We start from the raw sequence: 22,201 nt of genomic DNA on the forward strand, positions 1-22,201 counted from the left end.
TGAGGGAACTACGCGAAGTACTTCGGCAGCGTTCCTTCGTGAGCTTCCTTCAGTTCGGCCAGCGGCACGGAGAATTCGCTTTGGAAGTCCAGTGCGCCGTTTTCGGCATCCACCACGCCGATGCGCATGAACGGGAAGCCCCGCGCGCCGCACATGTCCTTGAAGCGCACCTCTTCGCTGCGCGCCACCGAGACGACGGCGCGCGCCTGGGACTCGCTGAACAGCATCGTGAACAGGTCCACGCCGTCGCGCTCGCAGACCTCGCCGAGGCCGATCCGGGCGCCGACGCCGAAGCGCAGGGCCATCTCGGACAGCGCGGCGGCCAGGCCGCCTTCGGAGATGTCATGCGCGGCGTCGATCATGCCGTCGCGGGAGGCGTTGATCAGCAGTTCGCCCAACAGCTTCTCGGCGGCCAGGTCCACTGCCGGCGGCTTGCCGCCCAGGTGTCCGCGCAGGTTGGCCCATTCGGAGCCGTCCAGCTCGTCGCGGGTGGTGCCCATCAGGTAGATCGCCTGGCCGTCCTCGCGCCAGCCGGACGGCGTGCGGCGGGCGACGTCGTCGAACTTGCCGAGCATGGCGACGACCGGCGTCGGGTGGATCGGGGTGGAGCCGGTCTGGTTGTAGAGGGACACGTTGCCGCCGGTGACCGGGACGCCCAGCTCCATGCAGCCGTCGGAGAGGCCGCGGATTGCCTCGGCCAGCTGCCACATGACGTCCGGGTCTTCCGGGGAGCCGAAGTTCAGGCAGTCGGACACGGCCATCGGCACGGCACCCGTGGTGGCCACGTTCCGGTAGGCCTCAGCCAAGGCCAACTGCGCGCCCTGGTAGGGATCCAGGTAGGTGTAGCGGCCGTTCGCGTCGGTGGCCAGGGCAACCCCGAGGCCGGTCTGCTCGTCCACCCGGACCACGCCGGCGTCGTCGGGCATGGCCAGTGCGGTGTTGCCGCCCACGTAGCGGTCGTACTGGTTGGTCACCCAGTCCTTCGAGCACATGTTCGGCGAGGCCATCAGTTCCAGCACGGCTGCCTTCAGGTCCTCGGCGCTGGCCGGCAGGTCGGCGCCGGCAGCGGAGGCCCGGAAGCTGTCTGCCTGGAGCTGGTCCTGCCAATCCGGACGGGCGTAGGGGCGGTTGTAGACCGGGCCGTCGTGGGCGACGGTGCGCGGGTCGACGTCGACAATGGTTTCGCCGTCCCACTTGATCACCAGGCGGCCGGTGTCGGTGACCTCGCCGAGCCAGGAGTATTCCACGGCCCACTTGGCCATGACTGCCTCGAAGGCTTCGACGTTCTTGGGGGAGACCACGGCCATCATGCGTTCCTGCGACTCGGACATCAGGATTTCGCCCGGGGTCAGGGTCGGGTCGCGCAGCAGCACCGAGGTCAGCTCAACGTCCATGCCGCCGTCGCCGTTGGAGGCCAGTTCCGAGGTAGCGCAGGAGATGCCGGCCGCGCCCAGGTCCTGGATGCCCTCCACCAGAGAGTCCTTGAACAGCTCCAGGCAGCACTCAATCAGCACCTTTTCCGCGAACGGGTCGCCGACCTGGACCGCGGGGCGCTTGGAGGGCTTGGTGTCGTCGAAGGACTCCGAGGACAGGATGGAGGCGCCGCCGATGCCGTCGCCGCCGGTGCGTGCGCCGAACAGCACCACCTTGTTGCCCTTGCCGGAGGCGTTGGCCAGCCGGATGTCCTCGTGGCGCATGACGCCGACGGCCAGCGCGTTCACCAGCGGGTTGCCCTGGTAGACGGAGTCGAAGACCACTTCGCCGCCGATGTTCGGCAGGCCCAGCGAGTTGCCGTAGCCGCCGATGCCGGCGACCGCACCGTGGACCACTCGGGCGGTGTCCGGGTGGCCGATGGCGCCGAAGCGCAGCGGGTCCATCACTGCCACCGGGCGCGCGCCCATGGAAATGATGTCGCGCACGATGCCGCCGATGCCGGTCGCGGCACCCTGATAGGGCTCCACCATGGTCGGGGAGTTGTGCGACTCGATCTTGAAGGTCACGGCCCAGCCGTCGCCGAGGTCGGTCACGCCGGCGTTCTCGCCGATGCCCACCAGCATGTGCTTCTTCATGTCCTCGGTGACCTTGTCGCCGAACTGGCGCAGGTGGACCTTCGAGGACTTGTAGGAGCAGTGCTCGGACCACATCACCGAGTACATGGCCAGCTCGGCCGCGGTCGGACGGCGGCCCAGCACCTTGACGACCTCGTCGAACTCGTTGCGCTTCAGGCCCAGCTCGGCCCAGGGCATCTCCGTGTCAGGGGTCTGCGCGGCATGTTCCACGGTGTCGATGTTGAACTGGCGCCCCTCGACGCGTTCGACGGCGTCGGCTGCCTGGCCGAAGCTCTGGACATGTTCATTGCGGGCCTCGGCCGGAGTCTCCAGCCGGGTGGCGGCGCTGGTTTCCACGCGCTCGCCGGCGCTCGCTTGGTCGACCACCGGGTTGTTGTTAGTCATTACTTGGCACCTGCAACAATCTTCGTCAAAACTGAGGTGAAAATTCCCAGGCCGTCGGTGCCGCCGCGCAGTGCGACGTCGCCGAAAGCGGAGGAATCGGGGCCGAAGCCGGCTTCCACGGCGTGCTCGGGGTGCGGCATGAGGCCCACCACGTTGCCGGCAGCGTTGCTGATGCCGGCAATGTCGCGCCGCGAGCCGTTCGGGTTCATGTCCACGTAGCGGAACACCACGCGGTTCTCCGCTTCCAGCTCGTCCAGCGTCTTCTCGTCCGCGACGTACTGGCCGTCCTGGTTCTTCAGCGGCACCACGATCTCGGCGCCGGTTTCATACTGGCTGGTCCAGGCGGTGGCGTTGTTTTCCACCCGCAGCCGCTGGTCGCGGCAGAGGAAATGCAGGTGGTTGTTCTTGATCATCGAGCCGGGCAGCAGGTGCGCCTCGGTCAGCACCTGGAAGCCGTTGCAGATGCCGAGCACCGGCAGGCCGCCGTTGGCGCCGTCGATGATCTGGTCCATCAGCGGCGCGAAGCGGGAGATGGCGCCGGCGCGCAGGTAGTCGCCGTAGGAAAAGCCGCCGGGGATGATCACGCCGTCCACGCCCTGCAGGTCATGGTCGCCGTGCCACAGGCTGACCGGGGTGCCGCCGGCAATCCGGACCGCACGGGCCGCATCGCGGTCATCCAGGGTGCCGGGGAAGGTCACGACGCCAATGCGCGCACCGGAGAGCCCGGCGTCGGGCGCCGGGGAGAAGTCGCCGATCAAAGGAGTCTCGGTCATTATTCGCCGGCCCCGATGGTCGCCTCGGTAATGACCTCCACCCGCGTGACATCTTCGATCACGGGGTTGGAGAGCAGTGTGGTGGCGGCGTGCCGGGCCTGGTCCAGGATTTCCTGGGTGACCTCGCCGTCGACCACCAGTTCGAAGCGCTTGCCCTGGCGCACCTCGCTGAACCCGGTCTGGCCCAGGCGGTTCAATGCGCCGACAATGGCTTTGCCCTGCGGATCAAGGATTTCGGGCTTGGGCATGACATCAACAACGATCCGGGGCATCCGGCCACTCCTGTGCTTGGATTGTGCTCTTCAAACGAAGCGAGGCGCGCGGAATCCAGTGCAGTATCAGTCCAACAATCGGTGCCGTCTCACGCTGACCAGCGCTCCGCGAGCTTGCGGGATCCATTCTACCGGCATTCGCGGGCGCAAATTTTATGCGACGACGACGGCGAATGCGGCCAACACCGTGCCGTTGTTCCGCCGGACTCGTAGCATGAAAGACATGACTGACAAGCCGCAGTCCATGCTGTTGCCCATCCTGGCTGGCGTCGTGCTGGCGGGCTTGGGGCGAATGGTGATCCAGAAGATCCGCCAAGACCGGCGGGCGGCGGGTGCCGCGCAAGAGGACTTGGGCCGCAGAGTGAGCGACGTCATGCGCGGCCGCCGCTGACCGGGCATCCGGGACTAGCCGGCAACCAAGCGCCTAGTCGACCACCCAGATGTCCAGCCGGACCTGGGCGGGCAGCCTGGTGCCGCTGCCCACGAGGATTCTGGACGACAGCCAGCTCCATTCCGGCCCGCCGGCCAACGCACGGGGCGAGCAGCGGAAGTAGATGCGCTCCGGCGGGACGGGCTCATTGCGCACCAGCGCGGCGATGTCTTCGGGTGAACCGGTCCGGATGCCGAAGTTGTTGATGTAGATCCGTTCGCCGGAGTCGGTCTCGATGGCGTATTTTGCTTCGAGCTCGGTCATGGTGGGCGAGCGAAGCAGCTGGAAGTCGGCGCCGCCGGCCGGCACCCGACCGTTGAGCTTGGGGCCGGAAACGGTGCCGCCGGTGATCGGGATGATGCGGCGGGTCCCTTCGGCCGTGTCACCGACTTCGATCGGCTCGGATACCTCCACGGCAATGCTGGCCAGGAACGTCAGGCCCGGGGCGGACGGCACTGCGGGCGGGGCATCGGAGGCCGCGGTGGCAGGCGCGGCGGCGGGCACGACGGCGGGTCCGGACGGTTGCGTGATCATGATCCGAGACTACCCCGCCCACTCTTCAGCACCCGCCCTTTTCAGCGCTGAGAAGGGCAGGTACTGAATAGTGGACGCAGGTGAATGGGGGTGCCCGGTGCTGAATAGTGGATTCAGGGGAGGAGTTAAGCCTCTCCGGCGCGGCTTCCGAGCAGGGCGTGCATGCTGTTCCACTCCGAGATCTTGCAGCCGTCCGTCAAGGAGAATTCCTTGTCCACCTGACGGCCGCTGATCGTGCCGGTGACCCGGGCCTGTTGGGGTCCGCCGTATTGCTGGGTGCAAATGCGGTTGCGGTCCGGCAGTTCGAAGAAGACCTTCTCGCCGAATTTGGCCAGCGCAGCGCACGCCGCCTCGGCGTCGCGGACGGTAGAGCCCTCGACTGGCTGGCTATCCTTGCAGACCAGCTTCCGCTCCAGCTTGGAATCGCTGCCGGCGGAGGTCAGCACGATGGTCAGATCGGCATCCACGGACGTTCCTTCCTTGGTGTTCGGCGCAGTGGACTCTGAGGGGGCAGGCTTGCCGGTCTCTGTGGCAGGGCCTCCGGGGGAACCAGTCCCGGGGGAGGCAGGAGTCGTGACCCCGGGTGAGGGAGCCGGTTGGTTGCCCTGGTTGCAGGCCGCGAGCGACGGCAGTGCGAGCAGGCCGATGATGAGCGCGGCAGTTTGAAGCCCTGTGGCCCGCCGCGGCGCCGAACGTCTTGCTCTGACCGCCATGATCATTCCTCCGCTCTGATGTTCCCAGTGTCGTCGGCCCCATCAAGGTGCTCCCCGAAACTTAGGTCCGCCACGCCGGGCTGCTCCCCGAAACCGGCGTCCCCGCCGTCGAACAGGTCGAGCGCCGCCAGCAGCCTGCCGCGCAGCACCTGTGCCTCGGCGGCAAAGGCCCGCTGGGCCGCCACATACTGCGTCCGGCCTTCGGTGGTCTCGATCCGGACCGGCTCATAGCCCCAGCCGGACAGGTCGTAGGGCGAAGCTTTCATGTCCAGTTCGCGGATCCGCCAGGACAGCTCGAAGCAGTCCATCACCAGTTCGCTGGGCAGCGCTGGGGCCAGTTTGTACGCCCACTTGTACAGGTCCATGTTGGCGTGCAGGCAGCCCGGCTGTTCCAGTTGCCGCTGGTTCTCCCGGGTGGGCCGCAGCGTGTTCAGCGGAACGGCCTGCGGTGTGTAGAACCGGAAGGCGTCAAAGTGCGAGCAGTTGATTCGGCTGCCCTCCACCACGTGGTCCGTCCCCTCGGCGCCGAGCCGCAGCTCCAGGTAGTCGTGCCGGACGCCGTTGACCCGCGACTTGTAGGCCATCGCCCACTCGTGCAGCCCGAAGCAGCCGAACCGCGCCGGCCGCGCTGCGGCACCGGCCAGGATCTCCCGCGCGAACGCCACCGCGGTTCCCCGCGCCGCAAGGAAAGCCTCCGCGTCGACGGTGACGGCACCGCCGTCGTGCTCCAGGCCTGCGGAGCGGCACTCGGCGGCAGTCAGCTCACGGTAGAACTTCCAGGCCCGGCGCTCGCCGGCTTCGGCGCCGGTCAACACCACGCCCGCCCCCGGATGCCAGCGCAGCAGTTGGCCCGGCTTGAGGCTGTAGTAGGTGAACAGGAAGTCTTCCACCGGGTGTTTCAGCCCGGCAGAGCGGCGCTGCAGATACGGCTCGGTGAAACGCGAGGCCCGCTCGGCATGGGCCCGGGCGCGCGGCAGCCAGTGCTCCGGTGCAAGAACCCGGGGCCGGTCAAGGAGGACCTGCTGCGCCATGGCTCCATTGTCCCAGCAGCGGAGGCAGTTTGGCACCGGCTAAGGGGCCACCGCTTATAGCACTGCCGGCTGCTGCCGAATAGCCCCGGCGACGCGATCGGATAAGGTGCACCCAAAAAAGTTGAAACAGTTCTTTCAGATCAGCGCTTACGGTACTTTTAGTTCCACAGGTGCACCAAATGTGGCTGTTGTCACAGTTGGGGGAGGGGGCCGGCTTCGCACGCCGGTTCGTCCAATATCCTGCGCGGCCGTTCACCGCGCCGGGTACGGCATTCGGTTGCGCCTGGGGCCGGACCAAAGCGGTCGGGCTCACCGGATGAAAGGCTGTACCTCTCATGACCAAGCAAAGCAGCAGCTTTGTGCGCCGGCAGGGAATGCGATCTGCCGCAGCACTCGCACTGGGGATCCCTTTGATACTCTCCGGGCTGGCCGGCCCGGCGGCGGCCGCACCCGCCAATCTCCCGCGCACCATCACGTCGAACCCCGATGGACAGCAGGCCATCTATGAGGACGGCCGCTACATTGTGATGCTGGATTCCGCTCCGCTGGCGACCTATGAAGGCGGCGTGGCCGGCATTGGGGCCACCAAGCCCGGCAAAGGCGAGAAGCTGGACGACAGCACCGCCCACGCCAAGAAGTACCGCGCGCACCTGACCACCAAGCAGGACGACGTCGCTGCCTCCGAGGGTGTGAAAATCCAGAAGAGCTTCACGACGGCGGTGAACGGCTTCGTGGCCGAGCTGACCGGACTGCAGGCGGCGGAGCTGGCCAAGAAGCCCGGCGTCGTGGCAGTGGCTCCGGACGAGCAGCACCAGCCGGACTACTCCAGCACCGATTTCCTGAACCTGCCCGGCCGCGACGGCGTGTGGGCCGAGCAATACGGCGGCGCGAAGAATGCCGGCAAGGGCACCGTGGTCGGCGTGATCGACACCGGCTACTACCCGGAGAGCGATTTCCTGGCCGGCGAGGAGGTCAAGCCGCTGCGCGGCAAGGCCAAGGTCGGCGAGCCGTACCTGACCGCCGACGGCAAGATCGCCATGCTTAAAGCAGACGGCAGCACCTTCCTGGGCGAGTGCCAGCCCGGCCAGGAGGGTTCCGGCTTTGACGGCACCGAATGCAACTCCAAGGTGCTCAGCGCCCGCTACTACGCCGATGACTTCCTGCGGACCGTGCCGGCAGAAAACCGGAACCCGAAGGAGTCCATCTCCCCGCTGGACATCGCCAGCCACGGCACCCACACCGCCAGCACCGCCGCCGGCAACACCGGCGTGACGCAGACGGTGGACGGACGCGACTTCGGCACCGGCAACGGCGTGGCTCCGGCCGCCAAGGTGGCCGTCTACAAGATCTGCTGGGAGGACAACGACGAGGCCACCGGCGGCTGCTACACCTCCGCCTCGGTGGACGCGATCGAACAGGCCATGAAAGACGGCGTGGACGTTCTCAACTACTCCATCTCCGGGAACAACAACTCGGTGCTGGACCCGGTGTCCGTGGCGTTCCTGAGCGCGGCCGAGGTGGGCATCTTCGTTGCCGCCTCCGCCGGCAACACCGGCCCGGCCGCCGCCACCGTCAACCACAGCGCCCCGTGGGTGACCACGGTGGCCGCCAGCACGTTCTCGAACGAACTGCAGGGCACGGTGGAACTTTCCGACGGCACCAAGTACCGCGGCACGTCCATCATGAACCGCGAGGTTCCGCAGACCGGCCTGGTCCTGTCCGCCGGCGCCGGCGCGGCAGGCGCATCCGCCGACGAGGCGAGGCTGTGCTACCCGGGCAAGCTCGATCCGGCCAAGGTTGAAGGCAAGATCGTCGTCTGCGACCGCGGCATGAACCCGCGCGCGGACAAGTCCGTGGCAGTGAAGCAGGCCGGCGGCGTCGGCATGGTGCTGGTGAACGTGGTGCCCGGATCGCTTGATCTGGACCTGCACGCGGTGCCCACCGTCCACATCGACGACCCGTCCATCAAGGACAAGGTGGCTGCCGATCCGGCGCTGACCGCTGCGCTGCGCAACAAGGACACCACCGGCTTGGCCCAGAGCCCGGTCCCGCAGGTCGCCGCGTTCTCCTCGCGCGGTCCGTCCATGGCGGTGGATTCGAACCTGCTCAAGCCGGACATCGCAGCCCCGGGCGTCAACGTCCTGGCCGGCGTCTCCCCCGTCATCGGTGGCGAAACCACCGGCTTCATGTCCGGTACCTCGATGGCCGCCCCGCACGTGGCCGGTCTCGGTGCGCTGCTGCTGGCCGAGAACCCCCAGTGGTCCCCGGCCACGGTGAAGTCGGCAATGATGACCACCGCGGGCAATCTGGTGAACGAGGACGGCTCGGTGAACGAAGACCGTTTCGCCACCGGCGCCGGCCACGTGGATACCGCCCGGATGGGCGACCCGGGCCTGGCCTACGACGCCGACGTCAAGGACTGGCTGGGCTTCATCCAGGGCACCGGGCTGGACCTGGGGCTGAAGAAAAAGGACAGCATCCAGGCCAAGGACCTTAACGTTCCGTCCTTCGCCCTCGGAAAGCTGGCCGGCAAGGTCACCGTCGAGCGCACGCTCACCGCGCTGGAGCCGGGCACCTACACGGTTGATGTGGACCTGCCGGGTGTGGCGGTCAAGGTCTCGCCGCAGAAGCTGACCTTCACGAAGCCCGGCCAGGAACGCGAGTTCAAGGTCAGCTTCCAGAACGTGAATGCCCCGCTGGATGAGTTCGCCATGGGCACGCTGGTCTGGACCGAAGAGGGCAAGCGCGGCAACGGCAAGGGCAGCGACCGGAGACAGCATACGGTTGCTTCACCCATCGCCGTCCGGCCGGTCACTGCCGTGGCCCCGGCCAGCGTGGCCTTTACGTCCGACGCCGGCGACGGCACCGGTTCGTTCAAGGTCACCTCGGGCACCGACTCGCCCATTGAGCTGGGGGTCGAGGGCCTGGCCAAGGCCAACGCCAGCCAGTTGGAGAAGACCCCCGGCCAGCCGGCGGTGATCGGTTCCAACGCCAGCACCGGCTTCGCTCCGCAGAACGTCCCGGAAGGGGCGACGTTGGCGCAGTTCGCGATCAACGCCGCGGACTCTGGAGCGGATTGGGATCTGCACGTCCTCACTCCTGCGGGCGCAGTGATCTCTGCTGCCACGGCCTCGGCCAGCGAGTCGCTGGTGATCAACAATCCGGCGCCGGGCACGTACTACGCGATTGCGCACCTGTATTCCAGCCCGGACGGCAAGGCCAGCAAGGGCACCATCAACACGGTGGCGCTCAGCGGTGATGCCGGCAACCTCACGGTCAGCCCGAATCCGCTGAAGCTGCGCAATGGCAACACCAGTACGGTGCAGGCCAGCTGGTCCGCTTTGGAGCCGGGCAGCTGGGTGGGCCTCGTGAAGTTCAGCGACGGCGCCTCCACCGCGGTAACCGTCAACGTCTCCGGCGACGGCACCATGACGCAGGCTCCTGCGGCTGAAGGTGGCGCGGTGATTGTCGACGGCGGTGCCTCCCCACAGCCGGAGCAGCGTTCCGGACGGTAGGCCCAGGGGTTCCGTGCAACGGGCCCTGCGGAGATGAAGAAGGCGGCCGGTGGGCTAAACCACCGGCCGCCTTCGCCGTCCCGGCGCGGGAACATCCGTCCCCTTCGGAGGTCAGGCCTGGTCCTGGCCGGCAACGGCATGATGCTCAAGCGGCGCGACTCCGGCCTTGTGCGCCGCCGCGATCAGGGCATGCATCGAGGCGTTCAGTTCCCGCAGCTGCTCCCGTTCCAGACCCAGCCGCGAGAGCATGGTTCCCGGCACGGCCAGTGCTTGCTCGCGGAGCGCAACACCGGCATCGGTCAGGCCCACGGCCAGCGCACGCTCGTTGCCTTCCGCCCGCTCCCGGGTCACCAGTCCGGCTTGCTCCAGCCGCTTGAGCATGGGGGAGAGCGTGGCCGGGTCCTGCTGGAGCGCCTCGGACAAGTCCTTGACCATCCGCGGACTCTGCTCCCACAGTGCCAGCATCACCAGATACTGCGGGTGGGTGATGCCCAGCTTTTCGAGCACGGGCTTGTAGGAAGCCACCACGCTCCGCGAGGCTACCGACAGCGCGAAGCACAGCTGGTGTTCCAGCAGCAGGTCTTCCGTTGTTCCCGCTGTCACGGCCATCACTCCCGGTCAGTTAGTGCACTAATTGTTCGTCCCCTATTATGGATACGAACGCCCGCGGAGTCCATCGGGCACCGGAAGAAGGAACAACGCACATGGCCGAGAAGAAGTCCCGCGTCAACGCGTTCATGCGGGCGACCGGCAAGTTCCGCTGGGTCTTCGGCCCGGCGCAGAAGAGCGGCGTGGACCATCCCATGACCGAGGAAAATAAGGCCCTGCTCAAGCAGCGCGAGGCCGAAGCAGCCCAGTGGGAAACAGTCACCCGGGCCGACGGCAGCACCTACATCGTGCCGAAGAAACAGTCCTAGGAATCCGGCGTCCCGGGCAGACCCGGGCCGGCTGTTCTCCCGCCGATAACCCTGTTATTCCGTACCGCTCCTCGTTACACTGATGCCACGGACTCTCTGAGCAAGAGGTGATTCAGATGGCTGGGAATTCGCGCTTCATGAACCGGTTCATGCGAGCCACGGAGAAGGCGGCAAAGGTGTGGGGCCCAGCGGACCGGATCGATTCGGATTCCCCGGTTGTCCACCGGCACGACGCCTCGGAGAAGGCGTCGGAAGAGCAACTGTCGCAGATCGAAGTGGAGCGGGGCGAGGCCGGTCACTCGTACGCGTACCGGCGGCCTCACAAGCCCTGACGCCGGGCTGTCTTCGCCGGAAACGGCGTCCGGATAATCCACCGCCCGAAAAGCCGGCCTGACGACGGCGGTGCGCACCGGCGTCGTGCCTTCCAGCAGCGGGCGAAAGCAGCCTGCCGTGCACCCGTAGACCGCTGCGGCGCGCACCACGCCCGCTCGCGAACCATGCCCGGAGCCCCGTTTCCATCGAAAAATCAGCAGGCGCCCTTCCCAAGGCTGGGAAGGGCGCCTGCTGAGCAGTCGATGAGTCAGCCGATCCGCGGCTCCGTGAGTCCGCGGTCAACCGACAGCGAGGCCGCGGGGTCAGCGGCCGGTGCCGCCGTACACCGTGGCTTCCTCGTCGGTGTCCAGGCCGAACGCGGCGTGGACCGCGCGGACGGCGGTGTCCAGCAGATCGGCGTGCGTGACAATCGAGATGCGGATCTCGGAGGTGGAGATCATGTCCACGTTCACCCCGGCCTTGTGCAGCGCCTCGAAGAACTTGTAGGAGACGCCCGGATTGGAGCGCATGCCCGCGCCGATCAGCGAGAGCTTGCCAACGTTCTCGTTGTAGAGGATGCCCTCGAAGCCCACCACGTCCTGGGCCGCATTGAGCGCGTCCAGCGCCTCCTTGCCTTCCACCATGGGCAGCGTGAAGGAGATGTCCGTCTTGCCGGTGCCGCGGGTGGAGATGTTCTGCACGATCATGTCGATGTTCGAGTGCGCGCCGGCGACGATGCCGAAGATTTCCGCGGCCTTGCCGGGAATGTCCGGCACGCCCAGGATGGTGACCTTGGCTTCGGAGCGGTCATGGGCAACGCCGGAGATGATGGGCTGTTCCAAGGGTTCTCCCTCTTGAATCTTGATCTTGTCGTCGGGGCTGGGCAGCACCCAAGTTCCTTCGTTGGTGCTGAAGGACGAGCGCACGTGCAGCTTCACTCCGAAGCGGCGGGCGTACTCGACGCAGCGCAGGTGCAGGATCTTGGAGCCGGAGGCAGCCATCTCCAGCATCTCTTCACTGGAGATGGTGTCGATCTTCTTGGCGCTGTGCACTACGCGCGGATCAGCGGTGTAAACGCCGTCCACGTCGGTGTAGATCTCGCAGACATCGGCGCCCAGGGCCGCCGCCAGCGCCACCGCAGTGGTGTCGGAGCCGCCACGGCCCAGCGTGGTGATGTCGTTGCTCTCCCGGCTGATGCCCTGGAAACCCGCCACAATGGCGATCTCGCCGCGCTCAATGGTGGTCAGCACCCGGTGCGGCGAGACGTCGATGATCCGCGCCCTGCCGTGGATGGCATCGGTGACCATGCCGGCCTGGCTGCCGGTAAAGGATTGCGCCCTGGAGCCGAACTCCTGGATCGCCATGGCCAGCAGGGACATGGAGATGCGTTCGCCGGCGGAGAGCAGCATGTCCATTTCGCGGGCGCTGCTGTGCGAGGAGACTTGGTTGGCCAGGTCAAGCAGTTCGTCGGTGGTATCCCCCATGGCGGACACGACGACCACCACTTGGTTGCCGGCGGCCTGGGTATCGACCACGCGTTGCGCCACGCGCTTGATCCCCTCGGCGTCCGACACTGAGGAACCGCCAAACTTCTGCACTATCAGGCTCATGTGGGCTCTAAACAACTCCTGGTTTGGGGCCCGGACCGTGCCGCGCGAGGCGGGCGGCCGGGCTGATGGAATGCTGCCGCGGGCCCTGGCTGCGGACACGGCGCGGCAAGGGCAATTCTAACGCCGCAATAGGGGCGGCGGAGAATGCGGCCAACCAGTGTGACTGGCCATGGTCATAACGACGCCGGTGCCGCACCAAGTGCCGCACGCCACCGGCGGTGTGTCTCCCACCATCGGCTACGCAGATACGGCCCATTTCAGCTCTCAAAAGGGGCGGTATCTGCGCAGTCGATCAGGGAACGTCGGTCCGGCTGGGCGGCTCAGCGGGTGCCGAGCTGGTCCTCCCCGTTGCCGAGCACGGCGTGCAGGAACGCCTGGGTCCGTTCGTGCTGCGGGTTGGTGAACATGACCTCGGGCGTGGCCTCTTCAACCACTTTGCCGCCGTCGAACATCATCACGCGGTTGGACACGTCACGGGCGAACTGCATCTCATGCGTCACGATCAGCATGGTGATGTCGGTGGTGTCGGCGATGTGCCGCAGGATCCCCAGCACTTCGCCCACAATCTCCGGGTCCAGCGCGGAGGTGACCTCGTCCAGCAGCAGGATCTCCGGATCCATCGCCAGCGCCCGGGCGATCGCCACGCGCTGCTGCTGGCCGCCGGAAAGCTCCAGCGGGTGGGCGTCCGCCTTGTCCGGCAGCCCCACGCTGTCCAGCAACTCCATGGCGCGGGCGGTTGCCTGCTCCTTGGACTGGCCCAGCACATGCACAGGCGCCTCGATGATGTTCTCCAGCACGCTCATGTTCGGGAACAGGTTGAACTGCTGGAACACCATGCCAATCCGCTTGCGGATCTGCTTCTGCGCCTTCTCGCCCAGCTCCACCCGCTTGCCGTCGCGCTCCTCGTGGGTGAGGGGCTCGCCGTCGATGTAGATGTAGCCGCCGCTGAGCTCCTCCAGCGTCATCACCAGGCGCAGGATGGTGGTCTTGCCGGAACCGCTGGGACCGATCAGCGTGACGCGGTCACCCTTGGCGACTTCGAAGTTCAGGTCCTTCAGGACCACGTTGTCGCCGAACCGCTTCTCCACGTTCTCGAACTTGATGGCGGGAACGCTGGCCGCGGGGCCGGGGACGGGCGCGGTTGCGGGATCAGTAATTGTAGGCAAGGCGCTTTTCCAATCTGGAGATGAGCAGGGAGGTGGGGTAGCTGGCCAGCAGGAAGATCACGCCGGCCAGGGTGATGGCCTCCATATATCTGAAGTGGTTGCCCCCGAAGGTCAGGCCCGCGCGGACCATTTCCACCACGCCGATGGACAGCAGGAACGGGGTGTCCTTGAACATTGAGATGGCGTAGTTGCCCAGTGCCGGAACGGTGGCGCGCAGGGCCTGCGGAATCACCACGGCGATCCAGGTCCGGGACTTGGACATGGACAGTGCCTTGGTGGCCTCCCACTGGCCCTTGGGCACCGATTCGATGCCCGCCCGGTAAACCTCCGCCATGTAGGTGGAGTAATGGACGCCGAAAACCGCAATGCCGATGACGATCGCGTCAACGCTCAGGAACGTCCAGTAGGCGAACAGCAACTGCACCACGATCGGCGTCATGCGGATGAAATCGCCGACGAAGTTGATGACCGCCGCGATCGGTTTGGGCACGGACATCCGCAGGATCGCAAAGACCAGGCCGAGCACTGCTGCAATGGCGGTACTGACAACAGTGACCAGCAACGTCACCTTCAGGAAGGCGAGCAACAGCTCCGGGAGGACGGCGTACGCGGCGTCCCAGTCCCATAATTCGTTCATCAGCCCTTACCTCCTTCCACTGCAACGACGGTGTCCGGCGTCTTCAAGCTGAGGGCTTCGCGCAGCGATTCGCCGCGGCCCAACTTGTGCTTGGCCTGGACCTCAAGCCCGTTCATCATCAGCGTCAGGATGTAGGCCAGCACAAAGTAGATGACCAGGCTGACGCCGTAGGCGAAGAAGGTGCTGGTGTCCTGACGCAATTGCTCGGTGTGGTAGGTCAGGTCAGCCAGCGTAATGAAGCTGACGATGGCCGTTCCCTTGAGCATGTGGATCAGGTAGTTGGTCAAGGACGGAATCATCAGGGCCCAAGCCTGCGGGAAGATGATCCGGCGCATCCGCTGTGCCTTGGACAGGCTGAGCGCCGTCGTCGCCTCCCACTGGCCGGTGGGCACCGAGTTGATGGAACCGCGCACCACTTCAGCGCAGTAAGCGCCGTAGTTCAACCCCAATCCCAAGATGCCGCAGGCCAGGGCAGGAAGGTCCACGCCCAGCTGCGGCAACACGAAGAAGAAGAAGAACAGCTGCACCACCAGCGAGGTGCCGCGGAAGAATTCGATGAAGACCCGGCAGATGCCCCGCAAGAAGACGTTGTTCAGGCGGGCACCCAGTCCCAGCACCACCGCAATGACGATCGCCAGCAGGGCACCGCCGAGGGTCAGGAGGAGGGTGATGCCCAAGCCTTCCCAGATCCTCGGTGCCGCCTCAGCCAGCGCTGCAAAGTTTGCCTCCATGGGAATGGACTAGCCCGCTGCCCCGGAGCAAAGCTGCTCGGTGGTGAGATCCTTCGGCGGCAGGTTCTCCTCGGTGAAGCCAAATTCGCCGAGCACGTCCACGTAGGTTTCCGGGCTCTCGGTGATCCTGCCCAGCTCCTGGTTGTAGGCCTCGATCAGGTCGGTGTCGCCCTTGCGGAACACGGTGCCGCCGGCGCCGATCTGCTCCTGGCCGTCGATGGTGGCCACGAAAGCGTCGGTGACCTCGACGCCGGAATCCTTGTTGTTGTCGGCCAACCAGTTCAGCGAGATCGCTGTCATGGCGAACGCGTCCGCGCGTCCGGCGGCCACGGTGTCCATGCCGTCCTGGGCGTTGCCTACCGACTGGACATTGTCGATGCCGAGCTTGTCCGCGTAGCCGGCTTCGATGCCGCCGGAGAGCACAGCCAGCTTCACGTCGTCGGCTTTAGCTACCGAATCCAAATCGGTCAGGTTCTTGGGGTTGCCCTCCTTGACCATCAGGGCGGTGGTGTACATGATTTCCGGATCGCTGAACGCGGCCTGTCCGCAGCGCTCGGGCAGGATCGACATGCCGGCGCTGACCAGGTCGAACCGCCCCGCGTTCAGTCCGGGAATTAGCGCGTCCCAGTCCACCAGCAGGACTTCGACGTTGTCCACGCCCATGTTCTTAAAAATTTTCTCGTGCATGGCGATGGTTCCGCCGGTCGGCTCCCCGCCTTCCTGGAAGGAGTAAGGGGCTTCGCCGGCAATGCCGACGGTCACGGTGCCTTCGTCCTTGATCTTCGCCAGGGTGTTGCCGGTCGCGGCGCCTTCGCCGCCCTCGGCTGAGGCGATTTGGCCGTCGCCGCACCCAGTCAGCAGGACCATGCCCAGGATGCTGGCGCCCGCCAAGGCGGTACGAGACTTCGTCAGTCGCGCGTTCATCATTTCCTCTTTCGGTCGTGTAATGGGGCGAACCACCCAGCCCGCGCTCTGCAGCGCAACCCAGCCGACCCGACCCGAAATTCGGTGGTGACTGTCGACCACGGTAATGAACTTCTCGTCAACATACAATTAGAGAGTCAGCGTGAATGTTTGTCGACAATCCTCAGCCATGGACTGCAAACCGACCTGATGCAAGGGCTCCACCGCCTTCGGCCGCAGCTGATTACAATTTGCCTACGGGGTGGCGGAAACGGCGGACGCCCGCTGTTGATCAGGCGATCGCCTGCATCCGAAGCGCCGGAAGAGTTAGGAACCAGATGCCGCACAACTCCGCACCGGCCGGCGCGCCGGCTTTCTTGCGAGTGCACCGTCCGTCCACGGTGGACCTGATCGCCACCGAGCTGCGGAACGCCATCTACTCCGGCGGCCTTCCCGTCGGTTCCCCTTTGCGCGAGGTGGAGATTTCCCGCCAGCTGGGCGTCAGCCGCAGCCCCCTGCGCGAGGCCGCGCAGCGCCTGGTCCAGGAGGGCCTGCTGACGGCCATACCGGGGCAGGGCCTGCGGGTGGCCACCGTGTCCGAGGACCGGCTTCCTGACTTGTTTGAAGCGCGCATTGCCGTGGAAACGCACGCTGCCCGGATCCTCATTCGAAACAACGACGCCGGTGCCCTCACCAAGGTGACGGCGGCCTTCGAGCATCTGGTCGAGGCGGTCAAAGGAACCGACGCACGGACCATCGGCGATGCCGACCTGGACTTTCACTTCGCCTTGGTGGAGGCGGCCGGCAACACTCGGCTGACCCGCTACATGTCAACGCTGGTGGTGGAAACGCGGCTCGCCAGCTTCAGCAGCAAGGACGGCTACGTGGTGCGCCGAGACGTGACGCCCTCCCATCAGGCCATCATGGCGGCCTTGGAATCCGGCGACGCAGAGGCAGTCGCCGCTGCCATCGCCGAGCACCTCAACGAAGCCACCGCCCGCATGACCGGAGAGCTGGCCGAGCAGGGCATTGAGGTGGAGACGGTCGCCGAGGTCGCCGAGCCCGGCGCCGTCTACGAACTCGGACCCATCGACCACACCCCCGGCCCCACCGACTAGCCGGCGGCCGACCAAAGGCGCGCCGTCCCCGGTGGTCGACCAAGGCGCTTGCGCCTGCGCGGAGACCAAGGGGAGACCAACCGCCCGGGACCGTCTTGCTACATTCAGCACATGGCGAATCTGCCCGGAAAACTCGCACTGCCTGGAATGACACTTCGCTACGCTGACATGCCCGGCGATAATCCCGCGGTCGTTTTCCTTCATGGTGCCGGCGCCGATCATGCCATGTTCGAGGCGCAGGCGGCCGCGCTTGCCGAGCGTGGCCAGCGGGTGGTCTTGCATGACCTCCGCGGTCAGGGGCAATCGCAGCCCAACACAGCGCCGCTCACAGCGGAGTTGTTTGTTCAGGATGTGGAAGCGCTCATCGCCGAGCTGGGCCTAGATCGCCCCGTACTCGCGGGCCACTCGCTTGGTGGCAACATCGCACAGGAGCTTGTCCGAAGAGATCCAGGCAAGTATGCCGGTCTGATCGTGATGGACTCCACTTGGAACGCTGGTCCGCTCACTTCCGCCGAACGGGTCCTGCTGCGGCTGGCGGGACCTATGCTGGCGCTCATTCCGGCCCGGCGCCTGCCGAGAGTCATGGCGAATGCTTCCGCTGCGACCGAGGCCGGGAGGGCCGATGCGGAACGCGCGTTCTCGCAGGTCAGCAAGCGCGGGTTCATCGACGTGTGGCGGGCCACCGTTCAGTTCGTGGCGCCGGACGCCGAATACCGTACGCCCATTCCCTTGCTCCTGATCCGCGGCGCGGAAGACAAAACCGGCAATATTGCCACGGCGATGCCGGCGTGGGCAGCAGCCGAAAACGTGGCCGAATACGTCGTCCCGGAAGCCGGACATCTCGTGACTCAGGATGCGCCAACCGCCGTCAGGGAGGCCATCATCAAGTTCTTGGCGGGGTGAGACTGCCTGAGCCGCAGGCGCTGGGCCGGATACAGCGCCGACCGCAGGCATTAAGTCAGGATGCGGCGGCCTTCGAACGCGCGGCCCAGCGTGACTTCGTCCGCGTACTCCAGGTCCCCGCCTACGGGCAAGCCCGAGGCCAGCCGGCTCACGGGGATGCCGATGGCCTTGAGCATGCGAGCCAGGTAGGTGGCGGTGGCTTCGCCTTCCAGATTGGGATCCGTGGCGATAATGATTTCTTCGATCTGCTTGTCCGAAAGCCGGTTCAGCAGTTCCTTGATGCGAAGCTGCTCCGGGCCCACGCCGCCAATCGGGTTAATCGCGCCGCCGAGCACGTGGTAGCGGCCCTTGAAGGAGCGGGTCCGCTCGATCGCAATGACGTCCTTGGACTCTTCCACCACGCAGATGGCCGTCGGATCCCGGCGCGGGTCGCGGCAGATGTTGCATGTCTCCTGTTCCGAGACGTTTCCGCAGATGGAGCAGAACTTCACTCGTTCCTTGACGTTGGTTACGGCATCAACCAGCCGCTTCATGTCGGCCGGATCGGCGTCCAGAATATGGAACGCGATGCGCTGGGCGGACTTCGGGCCGATTCCAGGCAAGCGGCCGAGCTCGTCGATCAGCTCCTGGACAGCACCTTCGTACACTGAACCTTCATTCTCCGCGTTCGGTTAGGAACCGTCGTGGCTTCGTTCTTCAATCAGGCGTCCGCCGAGCAAACGTTCGATGGCTGCGCGGCCTACAAGCCCGGAGTCCTCGATGGACTCGTCGTCGTCGCTGGGGATGTCCTCGACGTATCTCAAGTTTAGGTTACTGCCGGACGGGGACGGCGCTGCCGGAGTTGCCGCTGCCTGCGTCGCCTTCGCCTGGTCCAGCAGCTGCTGGTAGCGGCTGCGCTTCTGGCCGGGCACTTGCCGATCCGGCGTCGTTTCCCACTCTTCAGCGGGCGGTTCGTCGTTGGCGTAGGGGATGTCGTCGTACGGCGAGGCCGGGGCCGACGGCGCTGGAGCGCTTTCGCCTGAAGCCGGGGCGCCGTTGAACTGCCTGTTCGGCTGGGCACTTACAGGGCCGTTTGGAGCCGGAGCTTCCGCACCCGCCACCGACTGGTCCGAAGCCGACTTCAGGGCGACCGCGCCAGGTACCACGGTGACAGCAGCGGGGGACGCCGAAGCCATCCGCTCGGCCAGCTGCGCGAACACCGGCTTCTCTCCAGGCAGGGCCGGAGGCCGCGGGCCGTTGCCGGAAGCGCTGTTCGGTGAATCGGCCGAGGGCGCCGAGGCCGCAGTGGCCCCGGACATCCCGCTGGCTGCTGACGCCCCCGATGCCGCGGAGAAGCCGGAGGCCGCGGAGAAGCCGGAGGCTGCGGACGAGCCGGTGTCCGCGGAAGCGGCAGTGGGCCCGGACATCCCGCTGGGCGCGGAGTAGCCAGAAGCTGCCGAAGCACTGGACACGGCAGAGGGGCTCGAGATGCCGGACGGTGCCGAGACAGCCGACGAACCCGACGCTGCCGAGACAGCCGACGAACCCGACGCTGCCGAGACAGCCGACGAACCCGACGCGGCCGAGACAGCCGACGAACCCGACGCTGCCGAGACAGCCGACGAACCCGACGCGGCCGAGGACCCGGAAGGCGCCGAGCCGGGGGTGGGCGTGAAACCGACCGGCGGCACAGGCGGCGCGGTGGTCGGTGCAGGACTCGGCGGGGTGTTGTGCGCCGCGGGCTCCGGGACAGGAGCGGGCGCGTTTACCGTAGCGGGGTTGGCGGGCCATCCACCGTCTGCCGGCTGCTGCCGGCTAGTTGGTACTTTTGGGCTGGACTCACCCGCTGTCACCGAGGCATCTTCCACGGTCAGGATCCGCAGGTCCAGGCCGAGCACCTGCTGGATGGCCTGCCGCAGGTTCTCCGCGTGGTCGCCGTTGCCGAAGTTGGTGGCAGAGCCCTGATTCTTGAAACCGAGCGTGAGCGCTGCGCCGTCGAGACTGAGCGGCGAGGCATTGGCGCTGACATTCATCCACGTCACCTTGCGGATGCCGCTGAGGGTGCTCAGAATCTCCGGCCAGGCACGGCGGATCATTTCGATCTGGCCTGATGCCTGCGGGGCAGGCTGGCTCTGCCGCGGAGCCGCGGCCTGCGGCGCTGCCTGGTCCTGCCGCGAAGGCTGCACCGGTGCTGCGGACGGTTCCGGGCGGGGCTGCTGGGCCGGTGCTGCATGGGCGGGCTGCTGAGCCATGGGCTGTCCCGGGGCTTGCGGCTGCCGCTGGCCGCGCGCATCGGCAGCCTGCGGAGCCCCGGACTGTTGGACCGGCTGCTGGGCCGCTGGCCGCGAGGTCTGGTTCACCGCTTGAGCCGGCGCCTGGGTAGTGGGCTTCGCCGGTGCCGGTGCCGGGGCCGGTGCCGGTTCCGGCATGGCGCCCCAGGCGCCGCCCCAGTCGGCCGATGTTCCAGCCGCCGGGCTGGCGGCAGGTTCCTTCGGTTGGCCGGCGCTGGGCGTTCCCTTTACGCCAGCGTCCTGCCGGCCGGCGTCCTGCGGGTTACCGAAAACGGAGGACGGAACGGCGGGGCCGGGTTCGACGTTCGGGGCGGAGCCAGCGGGAGCGTCAGCTGCCGGGGTCACAGGCTCCGGGGCAGCAGACGCAGCGGCACCGAAGCCACCGGCGGGGTCTGAATCCGGGGTTCCGGGGCTTTCCGGAGCCACAGGTGCCGTCCGACCGAAAGTAGCGGGAGCTCCGCCGTCGTGCTGTTGGGCAGGCTGCGCCACGGGCCGGGAATTGGTGGCCGACCCCTGCTGGTCCTCGCGCGGCCAATCGGCGGTGCTCACCCGCGGGGGAGTGATGCGCTCGGCATCCTGACGCGGAGTTTCTGCCGGGGCCGGGGCTTGCGCCTGCTTCTGGGCATTGGCTCCGCGGAGCGCGGCGCGCGCAGCCGCGGCACCGGTGAGTGCTGGTTCAGCGGCAGCGTGGGCGACGGGCGCCTGGCCTTGGTCGAGCGGAGCGGACACCGGGGCTCCGCCGTAGCTGAGCCGGCGCTCGATCCGGTCCACCCGGGCCGCGACGCCCTGCTCGCCCTGGTCGGCGGCGGGCAGCAGGATGCGCGCGCAGAGCAGTTCCAGATGCAGGCGCGGTGACGTTGCGCCCGTCATCTCGGTCAGCGCCTGATTGGTGATGTCCGCGGCGCGGGAGAGTTCGGAGGCGCCTAGCTGGTTGGCCTGGGTCTGCATCCGCGCGATCTGGTCCTCCGGCACGCCGCGCAGGATGGCGTGCGCGCTTTCCGGCATCGCCCGGACAATGATCAGGTCGCGGAAACGCTCCAGCAGGTCCTCGACGAAGCGGCGCGGGTCGTGGCCGGTCTGCACCACGCGGTCCACCGCGCTGAACACTGTGGACGCGTCTGCCGCGGCGAAGGCGTCGACCACGTCGTCCAGCAGCGAAGCGTGGGTGTAGCCGAGCAGGGAAACGGCCAGTTCGTAATCCAGGCCGTTGGGGCCGGCGCCGGCCATCAGCTGGTCCAGCACGGACAGCGAATCGCGCACCGAACCGCCGCCGGCGCGGATCACCAGCGAGAGGACGCCCGGGGCCACCGGCACGTTCTCCTGCCGGCAGAGCAGCTCCAGGTACTGCATCAGCGGTTCCGGCGGCACCAGCCGGAACGGGTAGTGGTGGGTGCGCGAGCGGATGGTGCCGATGACCTTGTCCGGCTCCGTGGTGGCGAAGATGAACTTGATGTGTTCCGGCGGCTCCTCGACGATCTTCAGCAGCGCGTTGAAGCCGGCGGACGTGACCATGTGGGCCTCGTCGATGATGAAGATTTTGTAGCGGTCGCGGACCGGGGCGAAGGTGGCCCGTTCGCGGAGGTCGCGGGCGTCGTCCACACCGCCGTGGGAGGCGGCGTCGATCTCGATGACGTCCAGGCTGCCGGGGCCGCCGCGGCCCAGTTCAACGCAGGAGTCGCACTTGCCGCACGGGGTGGGCGTGGGGCCTTCCGCGCAGTTCAGGCAGCGGGCCAGGATCCGGGCGGAGGTGGTCTTGCCGCAGCCGCGCGGGCCGGAGAACAGGTAGGCATGGTTGACGCGGTTCTTCTGCAGCGCCGCCATCAGCGGATGGGTGACGTGTTCCTGCCCGATAACGTCCGCGAAAGTGTCCGGGCGGTAGCGACGGTAAAGGGCTGTACTCACGATGAAACCCT

The 22,201-nt window shown here is 66.8% G+C and carries 20 protein-coding genes; 6 read left to right on the forward strand and 14 right to left on the reverse strand.

Going from position 1 to position 22,201, the window contains the following annotated elements:
• Window positions 1-8: 8 nt before the first annotated feature.
• From purL to purS, 3 genes are read right to left on the reverse strand one after another with little or no spacing between them, the layout of a single operon-like run.
• Window positions 9-2,453, reverse strand: a complete 2,445-nt coding sequence (gene purL / locus AC5RW2_RS25570) for a phosphoribosylformylglycinamidine synthase subunit PurL (RefSeq protein WP_493964113.1) — start codon at window positions 2,451-2,453, stop codon at window positions 9-11.
• The gene (purQ, locus tag AC5RW2_RS25575; RefSeq protein ID WP_493964114.1) at window positions 2,453-3,226 is read right to left on the reverse strand and encodes a phosphoribosylformylglycinamidine synthase subunit PurQ; all 774 of its coding nucleotides are present in this window, start codon (window positions 3,224-3,226) and stop codon (window positions 2,453-2,455) included. The genes purL and purQ overlap by 1 nt, the downstream gene beginning before the upstream one ends.
• Window positions 3,226-3,498 (reverse strand): phosphoribosylformylglycinamidine synthase subunit PurS, encoded by a 273-nt coding sequence (gene purS / locus AC5RW2_RS25580; protein WP_364644954.1) that lies wholly within the window; start codon window positions 3,496-3,498, stop codon window positions 3,226-3,228. Before purS ends, purQ begins: the two co-directional genes overlap by 1 nt.
• Before the next feature lie 223 nt (window positions 3,499-3,721).
• Between purS and AC5RW2_RS25585 the strand changes: the two genes are divergently transcribed.
• Window positions 3,722-3,889, forward strand: a complete 168-nt coding sequence (locus AC5RW2_RS25585) for a hypothetical protein (RefSeq protein ID WP_493952287.1) — start codon at window positions 3,722-3,724, stop codon at window positions 3,887-3,889.
• A 33-nt stretch (window positions 3,890-3,922) separates the two neighbouring features.
• On the opposite strand, the gene AC5RW2_RS25590 is transcribed toward AC5RW2_RS25585, so the two are convergent.
• The 3 genes from AC5RW2_RS25590 to AC5RW2_RS25600 all read right to left on the reverse strand — a co-directional run bounded on the left by AC5RW2_RS25590 (window position 3,923) and on the right by AC5RW2_RS25600 (window position 6,206).
• On the reverse strand, window positions 3,923-4,462 hold the full coding sequence (locus tag AC5RW2_RS25590; protein ID WP_493964115.1) for a DUF3237 domain-containing protein: 540 nt from the start codon (window positions 4,460-4,462) through the stop codon (window positions 3,923-3,925).
• Window positions 4,463-4,587: 125 nt separating this feature from the next.
• A complete protein-coding gene (locus AC5RW2_RS25595) occupies window positions 4,588-4,929 on the reverse strand; it encodes an SSI family serine proteinase inhibitor (RefSeq protein WP_493964116.1) in 342 nt (113 codons plus the stop codon).
• A gap of 248 nt (window positions 4,930-5,177) precedes the next feature.
• The gene (locus tag AC5RW2_RS25600) at window positions 5,178-6,206 is read right to left on the reverse strand and encodes a 3-methyladenine DNA glycosylase (RefSeq protein ID WP_493964117.1); all 1,029 of its coding nucleotides are present in this window, start codon (window positions 6,204-6,206) and stop codon (window positions 5,178-5,180) included.
• 335 nt (window positions 6,207-6,541) lie between these two features.
• On the opposite strand from AC5RW2_RS25600, the gene AC5RW2_RS25605 reads away from it, so the two are divergent.
• Window positions 6,542-9,721 carry a S8 family serine peptidase gene (locus AC5RW2_RS25605; RefSeq protein WP_493964118.1) on the forward strand — a complete coding sequence of 1,060 codons (3,180 nt, stop codon included), beginning with the start codon at window positions 6,542-6,544 and terminating at the stop codon, window positions 9,719-9,721.
• A 111-nt stretch (window positions 9,722-9,832) separates the two neighbouring features.
• Here the strand turns inward: AC5RW2_RS25605 and AC5RW2_RS25610 are convergent, their stop codons facing one another.
• Window positions 9,833-10,324 carry a MarR family winged helix-turn-helix transcriptional regulator gene (locus tag AC5RW2_RS25610; RefSeq protein ID WP_493964119.1) on the reverse strand — a complete coding sequence of 164 codons (492 nt, stop codon included), beginning with the start codon at window positions 10,322-10,324 and terminating at the stop codon, window positions 9,833-9,835.
• A gap of 101 nt (window positions 10,325-10,425) precedes the next feature.
• On the opposite strand from AC5RW2_RS25610, the gene AC5RW2_RS25615 reads away from it, so the two are divergent.
• The gene (locus AC5RW2_RS25615; RefSeq protein ID WP_493942324.1) at window positions 10,426-10,638 is read left to right on the forward strand and encodes a hypothetical protein; all 213 of its coding nucleotides are present in this window, start codon (window positions 10,426-10,428) and stop codon (window positions 10,636-10,638) included.
• Window positions 10,639-10,754: 116 nt separating this feature from the next.
• On the forward strand, window positions 10,755-10,970 hold the full coding sequence (locus AC5RW2_RS25620; RefSeq protein ID WP_493964120.1) for a hypothetical protein: 216 nt from the start codon (window positions 10,755-10,757) through the stop codon (window positions 10,968-10,970).
• Between the two features lie 303 nt (window positions 10,971-11,273).
• Here AC5RW2_RS25620 and AC5RW2_RS25625 read toward each other — a convergent pair whose 3' ends face one another.
• From AC5RW2_RS25625 to ehuB, 5 genes are all read right to left on the reverse strand, one after another.
• Entirely contained in the window at window positions 11,274-12,560 is a 1,287-nt protein-coding gene (locus AC5RW2_RS25625; RefSeq protein WP_493952281.1) for an aspartate kinase, read from the reverse strand.
• Window positions 12,561-12,880: 320 nt separating this feature from the next.
• Entirely contained in the window at window positions 12,881-13,726 is an 846-nt protein-coding gene (gene ehuA, locus AC5RW2_RS25630; protein WP_493964121.1) for an ectoine/hydroxyectoine ABC transporter ATP-binding protein EhuA, read from the reverse strand.
• Entirely contained in the window at window positions 13,710-14,363 is a 654-nt protein-coding gene (gene ehuD, locus AC5RW2_RS25635) for an ectoine/hydroxyectoine ABC transporter permease subunit EhuD (protein WP_493952279.1), read from the reverse strand. The genes ehuA and ehuD overlap by 17 nt, the downstream gene beginning before the upstream one ends.
• A complete protein-coding gene (gene ehuC / locus AC5RW2_RS25640; protein WP_493964122.1) occupies window positions 14,363-15,094 on the reverse strand; it encodes an ectoine/hydroxyectoine ABC transporter permease subunit EhuC in 732 nt (243 codons plus the stop codon). Before ehuC ends, ehuD begins: the two co-directional genes overlap by 1 nt.
• A 9-nt stretch (window positions 15,095-15,103) precedes the next feature.
• The gene (gene ehuB, locus AC5RW2_RS25645) at window positions 15,104-16,018 is read right to left on the reverse strand and encodes an ectoine/hydroxyectoine ABC transporter substrate-binding protein EhuB (RefSeq protein WP_494074732.1); all 915 of its coding nucleotides are present in this window, start codon (window positions 16,016-16,018) and stop codon (window positions 15,104-15,106) included.
• 317 nt (window positions 16,019-16,335) lie between these two features.
• On the opposite strand from ehuB, the gene AC5RW2_RS25650 reads away from it, so the two are divergent.
• The gene (locus AC5RW2_RS25650) at window positions 16,336-17,115 is read left to right on the forward strand and encodes a GntR family transcriptional regulator (RefSeq protein WP_493964124.1); all 780 of its coding nucleotides are present in this window, start codon (window positions 16,336-16,338) and stop codon (window positions 17,113-17,115) included.
• A 111-nt stretch (window positions 17,116-17,226) separates the two neighbouring features.
• A complete protein-coding gene (locus tag AC5RW2_RS25655) occupies window positions 17,227-18,018 on the forward strand; it encodes an alpha/beta fold hydrolase (protein ID WP_493964125.1) in 792 nt (263 codons plus the stop codon).
• 50 nt (window positions 18,019-18,068) lie between these two features.
• Here AC5RW2_RS25655 and recR read toward each other — a convergent pair whose 3' ends face one another.
• Complete coding sequence (gene recR, locus AC5RW2_RS25660; RefSeq protein WP_493942327.1) at window positions 18,069-18,665, reverse strand: recombination mediator RecR; 597 nt, start codon at window positions 18,663-18,665, stop codon at window positions 18,069-18,071.
• Window positions 18,666-18,689: 24 nt separating this feature from the next.
• On the reverse strand, window positions 18,690-22,190 hold the full coding sequence (locus AC5RW2_RS25665; RefSeq protein WP_493964126.1) for a DNA polymerase III subunit gamma and tau: 3,501 nt from the start codon (window positions 22,188-22,190) through the stop codon (window positions 18,690-18,692).
• Window positions 22,191-22,201: the final 11 nt, after the last annotated feature.

The sequence above is a fragment of the Arthrobacter sp. B0316-1-20 genome, from assembly GCF_059091865.1.